Source organism: Serratia ficaria (genome assembly GCF_900187015.1).
Taxonomy (GTDB): Bacteria; Pseudomonadota; Gammaproteobacteria; order Enterobacterales; family Enterobacteriaceae; genus Serratia; species Serratia ficaria.
In genome coordinates this window covers 1,244,562-1,267,595 of sequence record NZ_LT906479.1, presented here as the reverse complement: position 1 = coordinate 1,267,595, position 23,034 = coordinate 1,244,562, and the positions used below count along the sequence as shown (strand labels likewise).

The window sequence follows — 23,034 nt, the reverse complement described above, 5'->3', positions numbered from 1 at the left end:
AACGCCATGATAGGAGGCAATCGCCCGACGGTAAGTGAGTGCGATCACATTAGTGGAAACGGTTACATTATTTTTTCTTTGCAAAAAAAACGCCGCATCGGCAAAAAGTAGCCGTAAGTCACTAATAAAATGCCACTTACTTTACTCATGCGGTTTGAAAAATAAACCCCGCGGAACGTCAATCCGGGGCGATTAGCGTATTCCCGGGGCCGATTTCGGTAAACTTGTAAGCGATTTCACTCACATTCCAAGGGCTGCCGGCAGGAAGAACCTGGGATCGGGGGACTCGGGGCGACGGAGCGGAAAGAGGAGCTGAAGCGGATCCGGCCTGGCGACGGGCCGGATCCATGCCGAGGGCGGTTACCCGTCGTAGCTGCGGAACAACGCCCGCCCGCGCAGCAGGCGCACGCCAAGCCAGCCACCGCACAGCGACAGCAACAGCGCGCTGAACAGCGGCAGCGCCCACCACAGCACCGGCGTCGGCGCCCAGGGGAAATCAAACACCTGGCTTTGCAGCAGCCACAGCGCCGCTTCCGCGCCAACCGCCGCGGCGACGCCCGCCACCAGCCCCAGCAAAGCGAATTCACACCACAGCGTGCTGCGCAACAGACGCTTGCCGGCACCCAGCGTTCGGTACACCACCAGCTCCTGTCGCCGCTGCCGCATGCCGACCTGCACCTGCGCCATCAGCAACAGGCCGCCGCACAGCACCACCAGCACCACCATCACCTCCAGCGCACGACTGACCTGCTGCAGCACGCCGCCGACCTGTTTCAGGATCGATCCGATGTCCAGCAGGCTGAGCGTCGGGAACTGGCGGTTAAGCTGGGTCAGCATCTGGCCGTCGCCGTCATAACGGAAGCTGGTCAGCCAGGTTTGCGGCTGGCCGTCCAGCGCGCCCGGCGGGAAAATGAAGTAAAAGTTCGGCTTCAGGCTTTCCCAGTCCACCTGGCGCAGGCTGGTGACTTTGGCGCTGAACGACTGGGTATCGCCGCTGAAGGTCAGCGTGTCGCCCAGCTTGATCTTCAATCGTCCGGCGATGCCTTGATCCATCGACACCTCCCCGGCCTGCGGCGGCCAACTGCCGGCCTGCAGCGGGTTGTGATCCGGCAGCTGCGCCAGCCAGGTCAGGTTCAGCTCGCGGTTGACCGCCTCGCCGCCCGGATCGTCCTCATGCACCCGTTCGGTAGCCACCTGCTGGTTAATCTCGGTCAGACGCACCCGCACGATCGGGTAGTACGTCTCCGGTTTGATCTGCCGTTGCTGCAGGAAAGCCTGCACCTGCGGCACCTGCGCTTCGGTCATGTTGAGCAGGAAGTAGTTCGGACTGTCCGGCGGCAGCTGCTGCTGCCAGCGATCCAACAGATCGCCGCGCAGCACCAGCAACAGGGCCAGCAGCATGAACGACAGCGAAAACGCCGCCAGCTGGCTGACCGTCACCCACGGCTGATGCAGCAAACGGTTAACCGCCAGCCGCAGCGCCAGGTTCTTCAGCTGGATGCGGCGCAGCAGCAACAGGCTGCCCCAGCCAATGCCGCCCAGCAGCAACGCCAGCACCAGAATGCCGGCCAAAATGGCCCACAGCAGCGTGCTGGCGCCCATCAGCGCGGTCAGCAGCGCCACCACGATCACCGCCGTGGCCGGCAGGAAATAGCGCAGCGGCCAGACGTTGGCCACCACGTCGCGGCGCAGCACGCGCAGCGGCTGGGTGGCCAGCAGTTGTCGATACGGCCGCAGCCCGACCAGCAGCGAAATCAGCACCAGCGCGCCCAGCGCCCACAGCCACGGCCAGCCCCCGGCGGCGGGCAACGCCGCCGGCAGCACCGGCGCCAGCAGGCGGATCAGCGCCGCCTCGAAGGCCAAACCTATCGCCCCGCCGCACGCCGCCGCCAGCAGCATTACCGCCAGCCACTGGCCGACGATCAGCTTGCGCAGCGCGCCGCGGCCGGCGCCGAGCGTTTTCAGCACCGCAATCAGATCATAACGGCTGCGGCAGTAGTGGCTCATCGCCACCGCCACCGCGGCGATCGACAGCAGCAGCGTCAATAACGCCGACAGCAGCAGGAACTGTTGAGAACGCTGCAGCGATTTGCCCAGCGCGCTGCCGGACTCCTGCAGCCCGAACCAGCGCTGGTCCGGCTGCAGCTGCGGCGTCAGGCGCGTTTCGTAACCCTGGAGATCCTGCGCCGCACCGGCGAACATGTAACGATAGGTCAGGCGACTGCCCGGCTGCACCGCGCCGGTTTTATCGACGTCCGCCAGGTTGATCATGATGCGCGGCGCGGTCTGGAACGGATTGAAGCCGGAATCCGGCTCCTGAATGATTTCACCGGCGATGCGCAGGCGGGTGTCGCCGACCTCGAGCATGTCCCCGACCTTCACGTTGAGCAGCGCCAGCAGGCGCGGCGCCACCAGCACGGAGCCCGGCTCCGGCTTGACGTTGGCCGGTCGCGTTTCCAGCTTGCCGTACAGCGGATAGGCCAGATCGGTAGCCTTAACGTCCGCCAGCTGCGGCCGATCGCCGGCGTAGGTCATGGTGGTGAACGACAGCTGGCGGCTGAGTTTCAGCCCTTCCTGCTGCGCGTCCAGCAACCACCCCTCCGGCACCGGCCGGGCGCTGCGCAGCACCCGATCGCCGGCGATAAAGTCGCGGCTCTGCTGGCTCAGCCCCTTGTCCATGCGGTCGCTGATGCTGCCCAGCGCCAGCACGCAGGCGACCGACAGCGTCAGCGCCAACCAGACTATCAGCAATGACGGGGAGCGCCATTCCCGCCAAAACCAGCGCCAGATCATGCTTCCTCCCACAGCTTGCCTTCGCGCAGCCGCAGCCGCCGCTGGCAGCGCGCCGCCAGCGTTTCGTCGTGAGTCACCAGTATCAGGGTGGTGGCGAAATCCCGGTTGAGGGTGAACAGCAGGTCGGCGATGCGTTCGCCGGTCTGGCGATCGAGGTTGCCGGTCGGCTCATCGGCGAACAGCACCCGCGGCCGGCCGCTGAAGGCGCGCGCCAACGCTACCCGCTGCTGCTCGCCGCCGGACAGCTGCGCCGGCAGGTGATCGAGCCGCTTGCCCAGCCCCAGCTGTTCCAGCAGTTGCACCGCCTGCTCGCGGCTTTGGCGGTCGCTCTCGCCGCGCAGCAGCGCCGGCAGCTGCACGTTTTCCAGCGCGTTCAGCGTCGGCACCAGCATGAACGACTGGAACACGAAGCCGACGTTTTTGGCGCGCAGCGCGGCGCGGCCCTCTTCATCCAGCGCGGTCAGCGACTCGCCCAGCAGCTGCACCTCCCCTTCGCTGCCGTCGTCCAGCCCGGCGAGGATGCCCAGCAGCGTCGATTTGCCCGAGCCGGATTCGCCGATCAGGGCGATCGTCTGCGCGGGTTTGACAACCAGCTCGACTCCGGTAAGGATGGAGAGCCGATGCTCACCCTGACCAACGTGTTTACTAAGATGATGAACTTCAAGAACGTTTTCCGCTGGCATCTTCCCTTCCTTTTGCTGTTGGGATTATTCAGTTTACGCGCCGTCGCCGCCGATACCTTATTGATTTTGGGCGACAGTTTAAGCGCCGGCTATCGCCTGCCGGTGGCGCAGGCCTGGCCGACGCTGTTGGCCGATCAATGGCAGAAAAAACCGGGCGAGCCGCAGCTGGTCAACGCCAGCATCAGCGGCGACACCGCCGCGCAGGGCCTGGCGCGTCTGCCAGCGCTGCTGAAACAACATCAGCCGCGCTGGGTGCTGATCGAGCTGGGGGCCAACGACGGCCTGCGCGGGTTCCCGGCGCAGGATGTGCAACGCGATCTCGGCCAAATCATCACCCTGGTGCGGCAGGCCGGCGCCCAGCCGCTGCTGATGCAGATCCGCATTCCGCCGAACTACGGCCGCCGCTATACCGAGGCGTTCAGCGCGATTTACCCGACGCTGGCCAAGCAGTTCGATATCCCGCTGCTGCCGTTCTATATGGAGCAGGTGGTGGTGAAAGCGGAATGGATGCAGGATGACGGATTGCACCCCAATCGGGACGCCCAGCCGTTTATCGCCACCTGGATGGCGGAACGTCTGGAACCTCTAGTAAAACATGAGTCTAACTAAATAGGGTTGTACACTAGGTAAAGTTATGCAAAAAGCGGTATTGATAACCGGCTGTTCCAGCGGGATTGGACTGATTGCGGCGCAGGACTTGCGCAACCGCGGTTACCGGGTGCTGGCCGCCTGCCGCAAGCCGCAGGACGTGGAAAACATGCGCCAGCTCGGGCTGGAAGGCATCGAGCTGGATCTCGACGACAGCGCCAGCGTCGAACGCGCCGCGGCGCAGGTGATCGCGCTGACCGAAGGCCGCCTGTACGGCCTGTTCAACAACGGCGGCTTCGGGGTTTACGGCCCGTTGAGCCGCATTTCCCGCCGCCAGCTGGAACGGCAGTTCGCCACCAACCTGTTCGGCACCCATCAGCTGACCCAGCTGCTGCTGCCGGCGATGCTGCCGCACGGCGAGGGGCGCATTATCCAGACCAGTTCGGTGATGGGGCTGGTGTCCAGCGCCGGCCGCGGCGCCTACGCCGCCAGCAAATTCGCGTTGGAAGCCTGGTCCGATGCGCTGCGCATGGAGCTGCACGGCAGCGGCATTCAGGTGAGCCTGATCGAACCGGGGCCCATCGCCACCCACTTTACCCAAAACGTCAATCAGGCGCAGAGCGACAAACCGGTGCATAACCCCGGCATCGCCAAACGCCTGACGCTGCCGCCGGAGGCCATTCTGCCCAAGCTGCGCCACGCGCTGGAAAGCCCGAAGGCCAAATTGCGCTATCCGGTCACCCTGCTGGCGCACGCGCTGAGCGTGCTGCGCCGCATTCTGCCGGGGCGCTGGCTGGACTGGCTGCTGCGCAGCAACGGTTAATTTGGCCGTCGGGGTTGAAGAATGCCGGCGCGCCCCCATCTACAAGCCAATGGCTCCGCAAGATCAGAGAGAAAATACATGCTAGCTCAAGCTGTTGTTGATATTAACGAAACTAACCTGCACCAGACGCTGGAACAGTCGATGTCCATCCCGGTGCTGTTCTACTTCTGGTCGGAGCGCAGCCAACACTGCCTGCAGCTCACCCCGCTGCTGGACAAACTGGCGGCGGAATACGCCGGGCAGTTCGTGCTGGCCAAGGTCGACTGCGACGCCGAACAGATGATCGCCTCCCAGTTCGGGCTGCGATCCATCCCGACGGTGTACCTGTTCAAAGACGGCCAGCCGGTCGACGGCTTCCAGGGCCCGCAGCCGGAAGAGGTGATCCGCGAATTCCTGCAGCGTTTCCTGCCGAAGGAAGAAGATCTGAAGCTGGCGCAGGCGATGGAACTGCTGGCGGACGATAAGGCCGCCGAAGCGCTGCCGCTGTTGAAAGACGCCTGGCAGTCAAGCCAGCAACGCAGCGACATCGGCCTGACGCTGGCCGAGACCCAAATCGCGCTGAACCGCAGCGAAGACGCCGAAGCGGTGCTGGCGACCATTCCGTTGCAGGACCGCGACACCCGTTACCAGGGCCTGGTGGCGCAGATTGAGCTGCTGAAGCAGGCGGCCGACACCCCGGAAATCCAGCAGCTGCAGCAACAGGTTCAGCAGCAGCCGGACAACGTGGATCTGGCGGTGCAGCTGGCGCTGCAGCTGCATCAGGTCGGGCGCAACGAAGAAGCGCTGGAACTGCTGATCGGCCATCTGAAGAAAGATCTGGCCGCCGCCAACGGCAACGCGCGCAAGACGCTGATGGATATTCTGGCCGCGCTGGGCACCGGCGACGCGCTGGCGGCCAAGTATCGCCGTCAGCTGTATTCTTTATTATATTAACCCGCCATCCCCAATGGATTTTTCGTCGCATTTAGGCGGCAAACGCGAGAAGCCCTGGGAGCTTAGATAACTAAGTGACCAGGGTTCGAACGTGCAGCCAACAACGATGCGGCGGGAAAGACGAGGGGGATTAGCGGTAAACCCGAACACCGCCTTCTATACCTTTCGGGCTGAACACCACCTGCCACAGCTGAATGTTGCGCGAGCGAAACGCGCCGGCGCAGGCATTCAGATAGTAAGTGAACATCCGCTCGAAGCGTTCGGAATAGCGCCCTGACAAGGCCGGCCACGCCTGCTTGAAATTCGCCAGCCACGCCATCAGCGTGCGGTCGTAATCCGCGCCGATATTGTGCCAGTCTTCCATCACGAAACGCCCTTCGCTGGCTTCGGCGATGTGCCGCACCGACGGCAAACAGCCGTTGGGGAAAATGTATTTGTCTATCCAGGCGTCGACGTTGAGATCGGTCTGGTTGGAGCCGATGGTGTGCAGCAGGAACAGGCCGTCGGGCTTCAGGTTGCGCGCCGCCACCCTGAAGTAGGTGTCGTAGTTTTTCGGCCCGACGTGTTCGAACATGCCGACCGAAACGATGCGGTCAAACTGACGGTTCAAATCGCGATAATCCTGCAGCAGGATCTCGACGTCCAGCCCGCGGCAGCGTTCCTGCGCCAGCTTTTGCTGCTCGGCCGAAATGGTCACGCCGTGCACCGAAACCCCATAGTGCTGCGCCGCATACTGCGCCAGCCCGCCCCAGCCGCAGCCGATGTCCAACAGCGACATGCCCGGCTTCAGCTGCAGCTTCTCGCAGATCATCTTCAGCTTGTCCTGCTGCGCCTGCTCCAGCGTTTGGGCCTCTTTCCAGTAACCGCAGGAATATTGCATATAGGGATCGAGCATCGCCCGAAACAGGTCGTTGCCGATATCGTAATGCTCTTTGCCCACCTGCCAGGCGCGTTTGCGCGACTGGCGGTTGAACAGCCGGGCATAGGCGATGCGCGCGATGTCGCTCAGGCTTTTCGGCAGCCGCTCATCGACGCCGGCCTGCAATATGCGGGTGAATAACGCATCCAGCCGATCGCAGTCCCACCAGCCGTCCATATAGCTTTCGCCAAAGCCGAGCGAGCCTTCCTGCAGGATGCGCTTGAACAGCGCGGGATTATGCACCCGGATGTCACAGGCGCGATTGCCGTTGATGGCGACGCCGGCTTCCGCCAGCATTTCTTCCACAATGCGATACCAGCGATCTTTTTTTGAGGCGAGTTCATCAACACTGATCGAATCCATAACAATCCTTGGCGCGAGATGTCATTTCAAAAAGCATAGTCGCAAATAAAAATGACAAATATTTGAAGTTAAAAGCGGCGAGACTTTTACTCTAACCAAGCCGGACAACGTCATGAAATGAATTAAAATTATTGGAAACATGCCAATTTGGCATATTCACCGCCAACTCCCCCCTGAATGATTAGTCTTTACCCGGCCGCTGGCGTAATATTCGTTTACATATGTCTGACAGGAGGTTTGCCATGTTTACTTTTATTCCGATCGTGATTGTCGTCGCGCTGATCGTGGTGTTCGCCGGCGTCAAAATTGTGCCGCAGGGGTTCCAATGGACGGTGGAACGCTTCGGCCGCTACACCAAAACGCTGATGCCCGGCCTCAATCTGGTGGTGCCGTTTATGGACCGCATCGGCCGCAAGATCAACATGATGGAACAGGTGCTGGATATTCCTTCGCAGGAAATCATCTCGCGCGATAACGCCAACGTCGCCATCGACGCGGTGTGTTTCATTCAGGTGGTCGATCCGGCGCGCGCCGCCTACGAGGTCAGCAACCTCGAGCAGGCGATCGTCAACCTGACCATGACCAACTTCCGCACCGTGCTCGGCTCGATGGAGCTGGACGAAATGCTGTCGCAGCGTGACAGCATCAACAGCCGCCTGCTGCACATCGTCGACGAAGCCACCAATCCCTGGGGCGTCAAAATCACCCGCATCGAGATCCGCGACGTGCGCCCGCCGGCCGAGCTGATCGCGTCGATGAACGCCCAGATGAAGGCCGAGCGTACCAAACGCGCCGATATTCTGGAGGCCGAAGGGGTACGTCAGGCGGCGATCCTGCGCGCCGAAGGCGACAAACAGTCGCAGATCCTGAAGGCCGAGGGGGAGCGGCAGTCGGCGTTTCTGCAGGCAGAGGCGCGCGAACGCGCGGCCGAAGCCGAAGCGCGCGCCACCCAGCTGGTTTCCGACGCTATCGCCAGCGGCAACATTCAGGCGGTGAACTACTTCGTGGCGCAGAAATACACCGATGCGCTGCAGAAGATCGGTTCGTCCAATAACAGCAAGGTGGTGATGATGCCGCTGGACGCCAGCAGCCTGCTCGGCTCCATCGGCGGCATCGCCGAGCTGTTGAAAGAAAGCAAGGGCAAATAACCATGGTCGAGCTCATTGCGGCAAATCCGCACGGGTTCTGGCTTTCCCTCGGCGGGGTGCTGCTGGCGGCGGAAATGCTCGGGGCCGGCGGCTATCTGTTGTGGAGCGGCGTGGCGGCCCTGCTCGTCGGGGCGCTGGTCTGGCTGCTGCCGCAGCTGCCCTGGGCATGGCAGGGGGCGATCTTCGCCGCGCTGACCGTGCTGGTCGCCTATCTGTGGTGGTACTGGCTGCGTCGGCGGCCGGCCGCCGCCGCCAACGGCTCGCAGGTGCTGAACCAGCGCAACCGCCAGCTGATCGGCACCCGCGCCACCCTGACCGAAGCGATGCACAACGGCATGGGGCGCATCAACATCGGCGACGGCAGCTGGCGCGCGCAGGCCACTGAAGATCTGCCGGTCGGCACCGAGGTGGAAGTGATCGCCGTAGAAGGCGTCACCCTGGTGATCCGCGCCGTCAGCCGTTAAGCCTGCCGGCAGCAACCCGCCAGGTTATCGATGATCGGGCAGTCGGCGCCGTCATCGCCCGGGCATTGTTCCGCCAGCGCCAGCAGGCGTTGGCGCATCTCGCCCAGCTCGCCGATGTGCTTTTCGATTTCCGCCACCTTCTGCAGGGTGCGGGTCTTCACGTCGGCGCTGTGGCGGGCCGGATCGTTGAACAGCGCCACCAGTTCGCGGCACTCGTCCAGATTAAAACCCACCTGCCGCGCCTGGCGCAGCAGCGTCAGCTCTTCGATATGCTTGGCGGAATAACTGCGATAGCCGTTATCGGTGCGGATAGGCGCGGTCACCAGCCCCTTCTCTTCATAAAAACGGATCGCCTTGCTGGTTAAACCAGTTTTTTTCGCCACGTCGCTGATATTCATTTTCGCTCCTTGACCTTCCCCTTGCCGGAAGATCCATTAACCATCAACCAGTTGATTTTAAATCAAATAATCAATTTAGATACTTTAAAGGTCCCCATAAAGACCTCCAAATATGGCGCCGCGTATTTTCATTAACTCGCCAAAATACGAAACGCTACAGGAGACCTTCCACAGTCTCTGCGGCATGAACATTGTAACTTCGCGTTTGTTTCGTTATAACCATTAAAACCACTATCTATCAAGGGATTGAAATTTTGCGGTTAATTTATTTAATTTCAGATGCACTAGAGCCAGAAAAATTCTCACGAATACTCTCACCGCACGATGCGCGATATGAATTAAGTCGAGGTTATCTCTTTGGCGGTACCGCTGGCATGTCAATATGCAGCCGACGGCATATCACGCGCAACACTCAATCCGGCATCGGTGTGTCAAGCTACCAAGAGGACACCCAAATGAAAAGGGCCGTCTTTGACGATATAAACCAGGGAAGTCTGCTTGCTATTGGCAATAGCTTCGGCGCGTGGTCATCTGCAAAACATGTTTTTTACATCGACGCCGACGGCAAGCTGCAACGCTATCCCGGCTCCCACCTTCCTGCGCTATACCCTGTAGCACACGTCATCGAACGCTATGAAGACATGGTACACCGCTACGGGCAACGCCCCAAGCCCACAGTACTCCCCCCACGTCAGAACATCACCCGCCGCCCGCCACTGCAACAGGCGATTGCTACGGCGGCTGCAACAGTAACGGCAACCTTGCAAGCAATGCGTCCCATGACCAAGGCCGAACGCTGGCAAGAACGGCAATACCTGATTGGACGCGGGAAACGCAGTATCTACCCCGATGCCCGTATTGCCGCACAACGGCTGGCCGATAACAACATCGCCGTAGAAAAAGCCAAACTAGCGGAAAACATCTACAAAACCACCGGCCCGCTACAGACAGTGCCAAATGTGCCCGAAGGCTGGAAAGACATCAGCAACAATGAGGCCAGTCTGAATAAAATGGGGTTAAGCAGTAAAATGCTTTATGACGACGATCTTTCACCTGATTTTTTGGCCCGCGTGTACCAGCCGGATGAAGAGATCTTTGGCAAGGCGATGAATCCAACCGTCGTTTTTCGGGGATCCAGAGCTCCGGAATTTCCCGGCCTCAAGGATGCCGCCATGGCACTCGCCAAAGGTGATACACCGGACATCAAGAACTTTGCAGACTGGAGTAATAACCTGACTCAAGGAGGCGGAATGCACTCCGAATACTATAAACGTGCTGTTGAGATTGGCGATAGTATATCGAAGTATCCTGACGTTGACATTGCCGGGCATTCGCTAGGTGGTGGAATGGCGTCCGCCGCGTCCATTGCCAGTGGTAACCCCGCGTGGACCTTCAACGCCGCCGGGCTGCATAAAAACACCGTAGAAATGTACAGTGGTAGCCGGCTCGGCGACACCAGCAATATCCACGCTTACCGCGTCGAAAATGAATTACTCACCACAATTCAGGAAGTGAATTTACCGGCTGATTATCGCCTCGTAAAAGGTAATCTTTTTGCTCTCGCGGCCAAAGAAGCTGTTTCCGTAAACACCCCTAACGCCGCAGGGATAACGTATGCTCTTCCCGGCGGAGCTGGCTCCCTGTTAGATAAGCACGGTATCGACCAAGCCATTAACTGCATTGAAGAACAGAAAGACGATGATATAGCCACCATTAAAGGCCGGATATGAAAAATTTAATCAGTATTGCAGTAATGTTATTTTCAGTGTTAATACTACAAGGATGTAAAGAGGGTATGGATTTGAAACCGCAGGATTATTTTGAAGGTAAGCAGTTAACTATTGCCGAAGTGATTTATCACGGGGATGAAGCAACATTAAAAAAAATACTTCCGACCTTCAGCAAGGAGGAGCTTAACCGTCCGGCGAAAGAAGACATAACGCTGTTATTCTGGGCGCTCAACAATGCAATCTTCGAAAAAAAGACGCCAGAGTACTTGCGGATCATTACAGCATTAGTCAAAGCTGGGGCCGACCCGTTGCAACCCCGTCCAAATGGAGGAAGCTGTCCAGCAGAATTTATGCTGAAAGCCGATGATGGCATCTGGATCAAGGCGATGCTAGACGGCGGGCTATCGCCTAATGCGCTGGATAAAGTTCACAACCAGCCCATTATATTTGAAGCATTCAAAGCCAAAAACATCGAGACACTCAAAGTCATGCTGGAATACGGCGCCGATATTAACACCAAAAATTCATTAGGTAATTCATTGCTTATTGACGCCCTTGATTCCCGAGCCTATGACCATGTTATTTACCTGCTAGACAAAGGGGCTGACAGTAGTATACAAGGCAACTCAGGCTGGACAATGGGCAACCAGTTACAACGTTTTATTAACCGAACCCAAGAAGGGACGGAAACTTGGGATAAACTGGAAGAAATAAAAACAACCTTAATCAAACACGGCGGAGAATGGCCGCCAAAGCCAGTAAAAAAATAACCCCCATTATCTTAAATACAGCAACCAAACTCACCGGTTGCTGTACTCCCCTATGCTCCTTTTAAAAAAACCATTGTAAGTATCTCGCCTAACCGAACTTTACCCGCCCGATACCCGGCGTGATGAACCGGTGATCCTCCATAGGGGCAATCTCAGTAGACAAAAGTAGAATGGTAAAGGGTGTGGTTCCAGTTCTGGCGGGCTTTAAAAGGTAACAAGGTCGACAGTGAATGACGTAGAGATATTTATTTGACCTTCCCCTTGCTGGAAGGTTTAAGCTTCATTCTTAGTGAAAACGGGTCAAGCGGTCAACCTTTAAACACCGCCCTTGAGCGAGGAATCGAATCATGTCACAAACTACCGTGTTGGCATTGCAGGGGCTGTCCTGCATGAACTGCGCGCAGCGGGTGAAACAGGCCCTGGAAAGCCGCAGCGACGTCGAGCAGGCCGAGGTTAACGTGCATTACGCCAAGGTGACCGGCGACGCGCCGGACAGCGCGCTGATCGACAGCGTGGCCGCCGCCGGCTATCAGGCCGAAATCGCGCAGCGGCCCGATACCGCGCTGCAGTTGAGCGGCCTGAGCTGCATGCACTGCGTCGGCAGCACCCGCAAGGCGCTGGAAGCGGTGCCGGGCGTGATCGCCGCCGACGTCAGCCTCGACGCCGCCAAAATCTATGGCGAGGCCGAACCGCAGGCGCTGATCGCCGCGGTGGCGCGGGCCGGCTATCAGGCCAGCCTGGCGGGCGCCATCGCCCCAAAATCTGAGCCGTTGACTGAAGCAACCCCTGAGTTGCCGGACGTTCAGCCAGCGGCGCAGCCTTCCCTTCCGGCAACCGACAGCGATGACGACAGCGTGCAGCTGCTGCTCAGCGGCATGACCTGCGCCAGCTGCGTCAGCAAGGTGCAGCACGCCCTGCAGGGGGTGCCCGGCGTCGAGCAGGCGCGGGTCAACCTGGCGGAGCGCAGCGCGCTGGTGACCGGCGGCGCCGATCCGCAGGCGCTGGTGGCGGCGGTGGAAAAAGCCGGCTACGGCGCCGAGATGATCCAGGACGAAACCGAACGCCGCGAACGCCAGCAGCAGACCGCGCGCGCCAACATGAAGCGCTTTAGCTGGCAGGCGGCGCTGGGGTTGGCGCTGGGCATCCCGCTGATGGCCTGGGGGCTGTTCGGCGGCAGCATGTCGCTGACGCCGGAAACCCAGCGCCCGTGGCTGGTGGTCGGCATTATCACGCTGGCGGTGATGGCGTTCGCCGGCGGGCATTTCTACCGCAACGCCTGGCGCGCGCTGATGAACGGCAGCGCCACCATGGATACCCTGGTGGCGCTGGGTACCGGCGCCGCCTGGCTGTATTCGATCGGCGTCAATATCTGGCCCGATTTCTTCCCGATGGAGGCGCGACACCTGTATTACGAGGCCAGCGCGATGATCATCGGCCTGATCAACCTCGGCCACGCGCTGGAGCAGCGGGCGCGCCAGCGTTCTTCGCAGGCGCTGGAGCGGCTGCTGGATTTGACGCCGCCCACCGCCCGGCGGGTGACCGACGACGGCGAGCGCAATATTCCGCTGGCGGAGGTGCAGTTGGGCATGACGCTGCGCCTGACCACCGGCGATCGGGTGCCGGTCGACGGCGAGATCGTGCAGGGCGAAGCCTGGCTCGACGAAGCGATGCTGACCGGCGAAGCGGTGCCGCAGCAGAAAGGCGCGGGCGATACCGTGCATGCCGGTACGGTGGTGGACGACGGCAGCGTGCTGTTCCGCGCCGCCGCCATCGGCAGCAAAACCACCCTGGCGCGCATCATCAAGCTGGTGCGGCAGGCGCAAAGCAGCAAGCCGGAAATCGGCCAGCTGGCGGACCGCATCTCGGCGGTGTTCGTTCCGACGGTAGTGGCGATCGCGCTGTTCAGCGGCGCCCTCTGGTACTTCTTCGGCCCGCAGCCGCAGCTGGTTTACACGCTGGTGATCGCCACCACGGTGCTGATCATCGCCTGTCCTTGCGCGCTGGGCCTGGCGACGCCGATGTCGATCATTTCCGGCGTCGGCCGGGCGGCGGAGTTCGGCGTGCTGGTGCGCGACGCCGACGCGCTGCAGCAGGCCAGCCAGCTCGACACCCTGGTGTTCGATAAAACCGGCACCCTGACCGAAGGACGCCCGCAGGTGGTGGAGATCCTGACCTTCAATCAGGTCAGCGAACAGCAGGCGCTCGGCTGGGCCGCCGCGCTGGAACAGGGCTCCAACCACCCGCTGGCGCGCGCCATCGTCGAACGCGCCGCCGGGCAGACGCTGCCGCCGGTGGAGCAGTTCCGCACCCTGCGCGGCGCCGGCATCAGCGGCGACGTGGGCGGCGTGAAGCTGCTGCTGGGCAACGCCGCGCTGCTGCAGCAGCATCAGGTGGCCATCGGCGCGCTGGAAGCGCAGATGCGCAACCAGGCCGAACGCGGCGTGACGCCGGTGCTGCTGGCCGCCGACGGCCAACCGGCGGCGCTGTTCGCCATCCGCGATCCGCTGCGCGGCGACAGCGTTGAGGCGTTGCGACGCCTGCACCGCCAGGGCTACCAGTTGGTGATGCTGACCGGCGACAATCCGCTGACCGCCAACGCCATCGCCAAAGAGGCCGGCATCGACCGGGTGATCGCCGGCGTGCTGCCGGACGGCAAGGCGGAAGCGATCAAACGGCTGCAGGCGCAGGGGCGGCGCGTGGCGATGGTCGGCGACGGCATCAACGATGCGCCGGCGCTGGCGCAGGCCGACGTAGGCATCGCGATGGGCGGCGGCAGCGATGTCGCCATCGAAACCGCCGCGATCACCCTGATGCGCCACAGCCTGCACGGCGTGGCCGACGCGGTGGAGCTGTCGAAAGCGACGCTGCGCAATATGAAGCAGAACCTGTTCGGGGCGTTTATCTACAACAGCCTGGGCATCCCGATTGCCGCCGGCCTGCTGTATCCGCTGACCGGCACCCTGCTCAGCCCGGTGGTGGCCGGCGCGGCGATGGCGCTGTCCTCGATTACCGTGGTCAGCAACGCCAACCGGCTGCTGCGCTTCAAACCCAAAGGGTAACCCTCCCGGGGCGCCGCGCGCCGCCGTGGCGCCCCGTTCGTTTTGACATAATTGCTTCACTCTTCAGGCTTTCTTGTGCGGCGGATAGCGTTTAGCATGGGGTTGTCGATATGCCCTCACCTTTCCCCCCGAAAGGCGAACACGTTATTCAGGAGCCACGCCGTATGGGTCAACTGTTACGCCGCATCGCCGCCTTTCTCGGCCTGATCGCCCCGATGCGCTATGCCTACCCGGCGCTGGACATCAGCCTGCCGGGCGATCGTCGGCTGCATCTGGTCGGCAGCATTCATATGGGCACGGTGGACATGTCGCCGCTGCCGGCCAGGCTGGCCGCTCGCCTGCAGCAGGCCGACGCGCTGATCGTCGAGGCCGACATCACCGGCTCCGCCTCGCCGTTCGACCATGCCGAACTGCAGCCGACGCTTGAAGAGCGCCTGTCCAGCGAGGAATTCCACCGGCTGCTGGCGCTGTGCCGGGAGCTGGGCGCCGACGCCCGGTCGTTCTCGACCCTGCCGGGTTGGCAGGTGGCGCTGATGATGCAGGCGCGCCAGGCTCAGCGGCTGGGGCTGCGCGCCGAGTACGGCGTGGACTACCAGCTGCTGCAGGCGGCCAGGGCGCAGGACAAAAAGGTGATAGAACTGGAAGGCGCGCAGCAGCAGCTGGCGATGCTGGAACAGCTGCCGGAAGGCGGCATCGCGCTGTTGCGCGATACGCTGGAGCACTGGCACACCAATGCGCGGCTGCTGCAGACCATGGTGAGCTGGTGGCTCGACGCCAAGCCCAGCGGCGGGTTGGAAACGCTGCCCGCCACCTTCAGCGCCGGGCTGTACGATGTGCTGATGCATCAACGCAACCGCGACTGGCGGCAAAAGCTCGAGGCGTTGCCGGCCGGCGACTACGTGGTGGCGGTAGGCGCATTGCATCTGTACGGCGAGGATAACTTGCCGGCGATGCTGCAGCCGCAGCCGCAGCCATAAAAAAGTGGCCAATATCGCTATTGGCCAGTCAAAGAGGAATTTCTTGTATTCTAGTTATACGCATAGCAACCGTGTTAACGGTTACAAGAGACAGGGTAGCAACCCGGTGAACACCTTGGCAACTCGCTTTATGTAACAGCCGCCCAGCTTGCCGACCGGACGCTATTTTTGTATTTTTACCCTTTACCGCCGCAAGCCCCCCTCGCCGGGGACATTTTGGAAAAAACATCATGACGCCCGCAGTGGTTCTGCTCGAAAAACAACAGGTCGCATTTACCCTTCATCCCTATCACCACGACAGCGACGAAACCCACTTCGGTGACGAAGCGGTGCGCAAGCTGGGGCTGGATGCCGATCGGGTCTATAAAACCTTGCTGGTGGCGCTGAACGGCGACGCCAAGCGCCTGGCGGTGGCGGTCACGCCGGTCGCCACTCAGCTGGATCTGAAAAAGGTCGCCCGCGCCCTCGGCGCCAAGAAGGCCGACATGGCCGATCCGCAGCTGGCGCAGCGCGTCACCGGTTACCTGGTGGGCGGCATCAGCCCGCTGGGGCAGAAGAAACGGCTGCCGACGGTGATCGACAGCCCGGCCCAAACGTTCGCCACCATCTATGTCTCTGGCGGCAAACGCGGGCTCGATATCGAACTGGCGGCCGAGGATCTGTGCCGGCTGTTGGCCGGCAGCTTCGCCGACATCGCCAAGCGCGACTGACCGACGTTAAATCACGCCCGCGCCGCTTAGCGGCACACTACCCTGGCGTCGCAGGCCGCCAGCGTCTCCACCATGCGGTCCTCCAGCGCTTTGATTTCCGCGCCGGATGTCAGGTAGTTGTTATTGATGATGGAAAAGACCAGCGGCCGTCCGGTTGCCGAATCGACATAGCCGCTGAGCGACGACACGCCGGTCAGCGAACCGCTTTTCGCATAGGCTCGCCCCGCGGCCGCGGTCTTCACCATGCGGTTGCGCAGCGAGCCCCCCACCATCAGGCCCGGTTCGCCCGCCACGGGCAAGGCGTTATGCCAGGCCGCAAACCAGGGTTGTTTTCTGGCGGCCAGCAGCAGCGTCGTCAATTGATGCGGCGTCACCTGGTTCATCCGCGACAGCCCGGAACCGTCCACCTGCCGAAACGCCGCCGGGTCAACGCCCAAGCCTTGCACAAAATGGCCGATCGCCCGCAGCCCGCCAGGCCAATCGCCCTTGCCCTGCGTTTTGCGCCCCATGGCCTTGGTGAGGACCTCGCCATAGCCGTTGTTCGACACCTTCAGGAAGGTGACCGCCAACCGGGAAAGCGGCGCCGAGGTTTTGCCGGCCAGCGCCCAGGCCCCGGCAGGCGCCGTCCCCTCGCCCACCCCGCCGCTCAGCGTAATGCCGTGGGCGCGCAACGCCGCCTGCAGCAGCGCGCCCACCGCCTTGGCCGGCGCGTCGATGGTGACAAGTTTTGAATCCGTTGCGGCCCGCATGCCAATGGTACCGCTGACCACAATCCGGTTGCTGCCCGGCCGCCGTTCGAACGCCAGCGCAGTCGTCTCGCCGGTGGTGGTGTCATTGACGATTTCCACCGGGCTGGCGGCGGGATAAAACGCCACCTTGCCCGGCGCGCCCTGCCGGCTGCCCGGCTGCACGTCAACGCGCACCACGTTGATGTCGCCGCCGGGGGTAAAGGCATAGTTCAGCGCCGAGACCGGCGCGGCGAAGGCGAAGGTTTCATCGTCCCAGCTCCAGCCTGCGCCGAAGGGGGCGTTATCGAACGCGCTGGCGTCCAGCATCAAACGCCCGCGGATATGCCTGATGCCGCGCTGCGCCAGCGCCGCGGCAAACCCGTCAATATCGTCCGGATGCAGGCTGGGATCGCCGCTGCCCTGCAGATAAATATCGCCCAGCAGCCGGTCTCCGCGCTGTTTGCCCAGCGTCAGCACGCGGGTTTCGAAACGGTAATCCGCGCCCAGCACCCCAAAGGCCGCCAGAGAGGTGAGCAACTTCATGTTGGAGGCCGGTACCAGACGCCGATCGGCATCGGCCTGATACAGTACGCTGCCGCTGGCGGCGTCGCGCACCATAATGCCGCTCGAAGCCCCCGCCAGCGCCTTATTCTGGCCGATGGCCGCCAGCGCCTCGTTCAGGGTTTGGCCGCGCTGGCCTCCAGGCCCGGAGGCGGAGCACCCCGCCAGCATCATGATGGCGGGCAACAGCCATCCTGCGGTTTTCAACATGTTATCTTCCTGTTTCCTTTATCAAAACGTCGCTATTTATCAGGCTATCACAGGAAGGCGTTGGCGGCGGCGTTTCACTCCGCCTGACGAACAATTTTTTGGTGGCGACAGCGGGCGGTTTATCGCGCGTCGGGCAAGATAAACCGCCTTGGTGGGCATTACTGATAGACGATCTCGCCCTTCGGCTCGTAGGCCGCCGCGTCCAGCGGCGAGTGTTTCTCAATGTATTGCTTCAGCACTTCGGCGTCGATAAAGCCGGTGTTGACGTAGCTCGGCAGCCCATCCAGCTTCGGATAGCCGTCGCCGCCCAGCGCGTTGAAGTTCAGCGTCGCCATGCGGTAGGTTTTGTCCGCCTGCAGCGGCTGGCCGTTGATCTTCACGTTGCGCACGCCCTGGCCGTCCGCCACCAGGCTGACGTTGGCGAACTGGGCGTAGGCGCCGGAATCCACCTTCATATTGGCCACCACCGCCAGATACCGCTCAACCTCGCGGCCTTGCATATCGACATGCACCAGGGTATTGCCGAACGGCTGCACCTTGAGCACGTTTTTGTAGGTGATGTCGCCGCTTTCGATCGAATCGCGCACCCCGCCGCCGCTCATCACCGCGAAGTCGGCGTCGGCGCGCTCCATCTGCGCCGCCAGCATCACCCGCGCCAGATTGGTTTGCACAAAGCGCACCTTGCTGCGGTCGCCCTCCAGCTTGCCGTTAACGCTGCCGATCTTCACTTCCAGCTGCGCTTTGCCTTTATCCTGGAACGGCGTCAATAGCTTCATCATCCCCGGATCTTCCGCAATCCGCTGGGTATAGTAGACGCGTTCGCTGGTGCCGTCGGCCTTCTCCACCTTCTTCTTCAGGTTCACCGGGATCAGCTGATAGTGCACCAGCTTCAGCTCGCCGTTGCGGAACTGGAAGTCGGCGCGACCGACGTATTTGCCCCATTCGTGGGCCTGCACGATCCAGGTGCCGTTCTGACGATCCGGCGAACACGGGGTGCCCGGCACGTAATCGACCTGCTTGTGATTTTCGCCGGCCATGCACACCGGATCCTGCGAGTGGCCGCCGACGATCATATCCAGGTAGCCGGCGGGCAGGCTGCGCGCCATCTCGACGTCGCCCGGCGCGTTGGAGCCGTGGTTGCCGTCGTCGTAGTGGCCCATGTGGGTGGCGGCGATGATCACATCCGGCTTCTCGTCCTGACGCAGCTGTTCCACCACCTGCTTCGCTTCCTGCGCCGGCACGCGGAATTCGATGTCGGTGAAGAATTCCGGGTTGCCGATCTTGGCGGTGTCGTCGGTGGTCAGGCCGATCACCGCAATCTTGATGCCCTGCCTGTCGAACAGCGCATAGGGTTTGAACAACCGCTGCCCGGTGCTTTTCTGATAGATGTTGGCCGACAGCAGCGGGAAGGTCGCCCATTTTTCCTGCTGACGCAGTACGCTGAGCGGGTTGTCGAATTCATGGTTGCCGATCGCCATCGCGTCGTAGCCCACCAGGTTCATGCCGCGGAAATCCGGCTCGGCGTCCTGCAGATCGGACTCCGGCACGCCGGTGTTGATGTCGCCGCCGGAGAGCAGCAACAGGCTGCCGCCCTGGGCCGCCACTTCCTGGCGAATGCCGTCCACCAGCGTTTTCTGCGCGCCCAGGCCATATTCACCGTGATCGTTCTGCCAGAAATGGCCGTGATGATCGTTGGTGTGCAGGATGGTGATGGCGTAGGTTTTATCCTTTTCCCAGGCACTGGCGGTTCCCGACAGGAAAGTCAGGGAAACGGCCAACGCGCATGCGGTGGTCTTCAGCGAAAAGCGCATGGCGGATCTCCGTGTAATTAAGTGACTTTTTTGATGTGGCCGAAATTGTAGCGCGAATCAATAACATCTGATTTCAAATTTTTGCGATGTACGTCAGATTATTTCGGATATGGTAAAAATTGAACAAGCTGCCTAAGATGTCAACTCGGTACTCAACAACTTATCAGGCTAATAATAATATGACCGACAGTAGCCAAAGCGCTGCACCGCCGGCCAAGGGCAGTGCGGTGAAAGGCACCGCGTTTTCCATCCTTGGCGCCATCAGCGTGTCTCACCTGCTCAACGACATGATCCAGTCGCTGATCCTGGCGATTTACCCGATCCTGCAAGCCGACTTCCACCTGAGTTTCGTGCAGATCGGCATGATTACCCTGACCTATCAGCTGACCGCGTCCCTGTTGCAGCCGCTGATCGGTCACTACACCGACAGGCACCCGCAGCCCTACTCCCTGCCGATCGGCATGGGCTTCACCCTGTCGGGCCTGCTGCTGCTGGCGGTCGCCAACACCTTCCCGCTGGTGTTGCTGGCGGCGGCGCTGGTGGGCACCGGTTCCTCGGTGTTCCATCCGGAGTCCTCCCGCGTGGCGCGCATGGCCTCCGGCGGCCGACACGGCCTGGCGCAGTCGTTGTTCCAGGTCGGCGGCAACTTCGGCAGCTCGCTCGGGCCGTTGCTGGCGGCGTTGATCATCGCCCCTTACGGCAAAGGCAACGTCGCCTGGTTCTCGCTGGCGGCGCTGCTGGCGATCGTGGTGCTGCTGCAGGTCAGCAAATGGTATCAGCAACAGCACCGGGCGGCGAAAGGTCAGCCCAAAAGCCCTTCCGCGTTGAAAGCGCTGCCAAAACGTACGGTCGCCTACTCGCTGGGCATCCTGCTGGTGCTGATTTTTTCCAAATACTTCTACTTGGCCAGCATCAGCAGCTATTACACCTTTTATCTGATACATAAGTTCGGCGTTTCGGTGCAGAACGCCCAGATACACCTGTTCGCCTTCCTGTTCGCCGTCGCGGCCGGAACCATCATCGGCGGGCCTCTCGGCGACAAGATAGGGAGAAAATACGTAATTTGGGGCTCAATCCTTGGCGCAGCGCCGTTCACGCTCATTTTACCCTACGCATCGCTCTACTGGACCGGCATTCTGACGGTGATCATCGGGGTAATTCTCGCCTCGGCCTTCTCGGCGATCCTGGTCTACGCACAGGAGCTGATCCCCGGTAAAGTCGGCATGGTTTCCGGTTTATTCTTCGGTTTTGCTTTCGGTATGGGCGGTTTAGGTGCGGCGGTTCTTGGTTATGTCGCAGATTTGACCAGCATCGAGCTGGTCTACCAAATCTGTGCTTTCCTGCCGTTAATCGGCATCATCACCGCACTATTGCCTAATATGGACCATAAAGCGCAGTAATCTCGCAGACGGCCCGGGAGAAATACATTATTCACCCGGGTTATCTACCAGATAAATCAATGTTATTTTAGTTATATAGTGGTAAATCCCCTTATTGGCCCCCGCCAAGTGAAATCCTCTGCCTTTTCACAAAAAGGCTCAATTTAGCCAAGCAAGACGCGAACAAATGCAATAAACTAAATGTATCTTTTCGTAACTTTGTTGCGTTTCTCCCTTGCCGCGATGCATAGCTAGAAGGAGTCTGGATGCATAATTCAACACCGCTAATCACCACCATTGTCGGAGGGTTAGTATTGGCCTTCCTCCTCGGCATGCTGGCGAACCGCCTGCGCATTTCCCCCCTGGTGGGGTACCTGGCCGCAGGGGTGCTCGCCGGCCCGTTTACCCCCGGTTTCGTCGCCGACACCTCACTGGCGCCGGAACTGGCGGAAATCGGTGTGATCCTGTTGATGTTCGGTGTTGGCCTGCATTTCTCTCTGAAAGACCTCCTCGCAGTAAAATCTATCGCTATCCCCGGCGCCGTGGCGCAGATTGCCGTCGCCACCCTGCTCGGCATGGGCCTGTCGAAGCTGTTGGGCTGGGATTTGGTCTCCGGGCTGGTGTTCGGCCTCTGTCTGTCCACCGCCAGCACCGTGGTGCTGCTGCGCGCGCTGGAGGAACGCCAGCTGATCGACAGCCAGCGCGGGCAGATCGCCATCGGCTGGCTGATCGTCGAAGACTTGGCGATGGTGCTGACGCTGGTGTTGCTGCCGGCCTTCGGCAACATGATGGGCAACGACAACGCCAGCAGCGGCCAACTGCTGATCGAGCTGGCGATCACCATCGGCAAGGTTATCGCCTTTATCGCGCTGATGATCGTGGTCGGCCGCCGCCTGGTGCCGTGGATCCTGTCGAAAACCGCCAGCACCGGCTCGCGTGAGCTGTTTACCCTGGCGGTGCTGGCGCTGGCGCTCGGCATCGCCTATGGCGCGGTGAAGCTGTTTGACGTCTCCTTTGCGCTGGGCGCCTTCTTCGCCGGCATGGTGCTGAACGAATCCGAGCTGAGCCACCGCGCCGCCCACGACACGCTGCCGCTGCGCGACGCGTTCGCGGTGCTGTTCTTCGTCTCGGTCGGCATGCTGTTCGACCCGATGATCCTGATCAACGAGCCGCTGGCGGTGCTGGCGACGCTGGCGATCATCGTGTTCGGCAAATCCGCCGCCGCGTTCCTGCTGGTGAAGATGTTCGGCCACTCCAAACGCACCGCGCTGACCATCTCCGCCAGCCTGGCGCAGATTGGCGAGTTCGCCTTTATCCTCGCCGGGTTGGGCATTTCGCTGGGCATGATGTCGGAACACGGCCGCAATCTGGTGCTGGCCGGCGCCATCCTGTCGATCATGCTCAATCCGCTGCTGTTCACCCTGCTGGAGCGTTACCTGGCCAAGACCGAAACCATGGAAGACCAAATCCTGGAAGAGGCGGTGGAGGAAGAAAAGCAGATCCCGGTCGACATGTGCAATCATGCGCTGGTGGTCGGCTATGGCCGCGTGGGCAGCCTGCTGGGCAGCAAGCTGGCCGAGGCCGGCATTCCATTGGTGGTGATCGAGAACTCCCGCCCGCGGGTCGAGGCGCTGCGCGAACAGGGCATCAAGACGGTGCTGGGCAACGCCGCCAATCCCGAGGTGATGGACCTGGCGCGGCTGGACTGCGCGCGCTGGCTGCTGCTGACCATCCCGAACGGCTACGAAGCCGGCGAGATCGTCGCCTCGGCGCGCACCAAGCGGCCGAATATCGAAATCATCGCCCGCGCCCACTACGACGACGAGGTGTCTTACATCTCCGATCGCGGCGCCAATCAGGTGGTGATGGGCGAACGGGAGATAGCCAACAGCATGCTGAATATCCTCAAGCTGGATACGCTGAGCGAAGAAGAGAAATTGGGCGGCTGCCCGATCTGAAGCGGCAATCAATAATCAAAAAGGTCCGG

General features: G+C 61.2%; 18 protein-coding genes. 12 read left to right on the top strand and 6 right to left on the bottom strand.

The genetic code is table 11. From position 1 onward, the window contains the following. Positions 1 to 360 precede the first annotated feature (360 nt). The gene (gene ybbP, locus CKW09_RS05925; RefSeq protein WP_061799437.1) at positions 361 to 2,793 is read right to left on the bottom strand and encodes a putative ABC transporter permease subunit YbbP; all 2,433 of its coding nucleotides are present in this window, start codon (positions 2,791 to 2,793) and stop codon (positions 361 to 363) included. Then, positions 2,790 to 3,476 carry a putative ABC transporter ATP-binding protein YbbA gene (gene ybbA / locus CKW09_RS05920; protein WP_061799436.1) on the bottom strand — a complete coding sequence of 229 codons (687 nt, stop codon included), beginning with the start codon at positions 3,474 to 3,476 and terminating at the stop codon, positions 2,790 to 2,792. Before ybbA ends, ybbP begins: the two co-directional genes overlap by 4 nt. Between ybbA and tesA the strand changes: the two genes are divergently transcribed. The 3 genes from tesA to CKW09_RS05905 all read left to right on the top strand — a co-directional run bounded on the left by tesA (position 3,447) and on the right by CKW09_RS05905 (position 5,820). Further along, on the top strand, positions 3,447 to 4,085 hold the full coding sequence (gene tesA / locus CKW09_RS05915) for a multifunctional acyl-CoA thioesterase I/protease I/lysophospholipase L1 (protein WP_161990696.1): 639 nt from the start codon (positions 3,447 to 3,449) through the stop codon (positions 4,083 to 4,085). The genes ybbA and tesA overlap by 30 nt on opposite strands. A gap of 25 nt (positions 4,086 to 4,110) precedes the next feature. Beyond that, positions 4,111 to 4,887 carry an SDR family oxidoreductase gene (locus CKW09_RS05910; protein WP_061799434.1) on the top strand — a complete coding sequence of 259 codons (777 nt, stop codon included), beginning with the start codon at positions 4,111 to 4,113 and terminating at the stop codon, positions 4,885 to 4,887. Positions 4,888 to 4,965: 78 nt separating this feature from the next. Continuing rightward, positions 4,966 to 5,820, top strand: a complete 855-nt coding sequence (locus CKW09_RS05905; RefSeq protein ID WP_061799432.1) for a co-chaperone YbbN — start codon at positions 4,966 to 4,968, stop codon at positions 5,818 to 5,820. A gap of 130 nt (positions 5,821 to 5,950) precedes the next feature. On the opposite strand, the gene cfa is transcribed toward CKW09_RS05905, so the two are convergent. Next, positions 5,951 to 7,102 carry a cyclopropane fatty acyl phospholipid synthase gene (gene cfa, locus CKW09_RS05900; RefSeq protein ID WP_061799431.1) on the bottom strand — a complete coding sequence of 384 codons (1,152 nt, stop codon included), beginning with the start codon at positions 7,100 to 7,102 and terminating at the stop codon, positions 5,951 to 5,953. A 242-nt stretch (positions 7,103 to 7,344) separates the two neighbouring features. Between cfa and CKW09_RS05895 the strand changes: the two genes are divergently transcribed. Then, positions 7,345 to 8,250 carry an SPFH domain-containing protein gene (locus CKW09_RS05895; RefSeq protein WP_061799430.1) on the top strand — a complete coding sequence of 302 codons (906 nt, stop codon included), beginning with the start codon at positions 7,345 to 7,347 and terminating at the stop codon, positions 8,248 to 8,250. 2 nt (positions 8,251 to 8,252) lie between these two features. Further along, positions 8,253 to 8,714: an NfeD family protein gene (locus tag CKW09_RS05890; protein WP_095096099.1), complete on the top strand. Its 462-nt coding sequence runs from the start codon at positions 8,253 to 8,255 to the stop codon at positions 8,712 to 8,714. On the opposite strand, the gene cueR is transcribed toward CKW09_RS05890, so the two are convergent. After that, positions 8,711 to 9,112 (bottom strand): Cu(I)-responsive transcriptional regulator, encoded by a 402-nt coding sequence (gene cueR / locus CKW09_RS05885; RefSeq protein WP_061799427.1) that lies wholly within the window; start codon positions 9,110 to 9,112, stop codon positions 8,711 to 8,713. The two genes, CKW09_RS05890 and cueR, sit on opposite strands and share 4 nt — an antisense overlap. Positions 9,113 to 9,357: 245 nt before the next feature. Here cueR and CKW09_RS05880 point away from each other — a divergent pair, with 245 nt between their 5' ends. From CKW09_RS05880 to ybaK, 5 genes are all read left to right on the top strand, one after another. Beyond that, positions 9,358 to 10,842 (top strand): alpha/beta hydrolase family protein, encoded by a 1,485-nt coding sequence (locus CKW09_RS05880; protein ID WP_231922149.1) that lies wholly within the window; start codon positions 9,358 to 9,360, stop codon positions 10,840 to 10,842. Next, positions 10,839 to 11,612 carry an ankyrin repeat domain-containing protein gene (locus CKW09_RS05875; RefSeq protein WP_095096094.1) on the top strand — a complete coding sequence of 258 codons (774 nt, stop codon included), beginning with the start codon at positions 10,839 to 10,841 and terminating at the stop codon, positions 11,610 to 11,612. Before CKW09_RS05880 ends, CKW09_RS05875 begins: the two co-directional genes overlap by 4 nt. A 347-nt stretch (positions 11,613 to 11,959) precedes the next feature. Next, complete coding sequence (gene copA / locus CKW09_RS05870) at positions 11,960 to 14,671, top strand: copper-exporting P-type ATPase CopA (RefSeq protein ID WP_061799424.1); 2,712 nt, start codon at positions 11,960 to 11,962, stop codon at positions 14,669 to 14,671. A 164-nt stretch (positions 14,672 to 14,835) separates the two neighbouring features. Further along, positions 14,836 to 15,648 (top strand): TraB/GumN family protein, encoded by an 813-nt coding sequence (locus CKW09_RS05865; protein ID WP_095096091.1) that lies wholly within the window; start codon positions 14,836 to 14,838, stop codon positions 15,646 to 15,648. A gap of 230 nt (positions 15,649 to 15,878) precedes the next feature. Beyond that, entirely contained in the window at positions 15,879 to 16,358 is a 480-nt protein-coding gene (gene ybaK / locus CKW09_RS05860) for a Cys-tRNA(Pro)/Cys-tRNA(Cys) deacylase YbaK (RefSeq protein WP_061799422.1), read from the top strand. A 26-nt stretch (positions 16,359 to 16,384) separates the two neighbouring features. On the opposite strand, the gene dacB is transcribed toward ybaK, so the two are convergent. Together dacB and ushA are read right to left on the bottom strand one after the other, a co-directional pair. Next, a complete protein-coding gene (gene dacB, locus CKW09_RS05855; protein WP_095096088.1) occupies positions 16,385 to 17,857 on the bottom strand; it encodes a D-alanyl-D-alanine carboxypeptidase/D-alanyl-D-alanine endopeptidase in 1,473 nt (490 codons plus the stop codon). 158 nt (positions 17,858 to 18,015) lie between these two features. Beyond that, positions 18,016 to 19,668 (bottom strand): bifunctional UDP-sugar hydrolase/5'-nucleotidase UshA, encoded by a 1,653-nt coding sequence (gene ushA / locus CKW09_RS05850; RefSeq protein ID WP_061799417.1) that lies wholly within the window; start codon positions 19,666 to 19,668, stop codon positions 18,016 to 18,018. 179 nt (positions 19,669 to 19,847) lie between these two features. On the opposite strand from ushA, the gene CKW09_RS05845 reads away from it, so the two are divergent. After that, on the top strand, positions 19,848 to 21,068 hold the full coding sequence (locus CKW09_RS05845; protein ID WP_095096085.1) for an MFS transporter: 1,221 nt from the start codon (positions 19,848 to 19,850) through the stop codon (positions 21,066 to 21,068). A 245-nt stretch (positions 21,069 to 21,313) separates the two neighbouring features. Further along, entirely contained in the window at positions 21,314 to 23,005 is a 1,692-nt protein-coding gene (gene ybaL, locus CKW09_RS05840; protein WP_061799414.1) for a YbaL family putative K(+) efflux transporter, read from the top strand. The last annotated feature ends 29 nt before the right edge of the window (positions 23,006 to 23,034 follow it).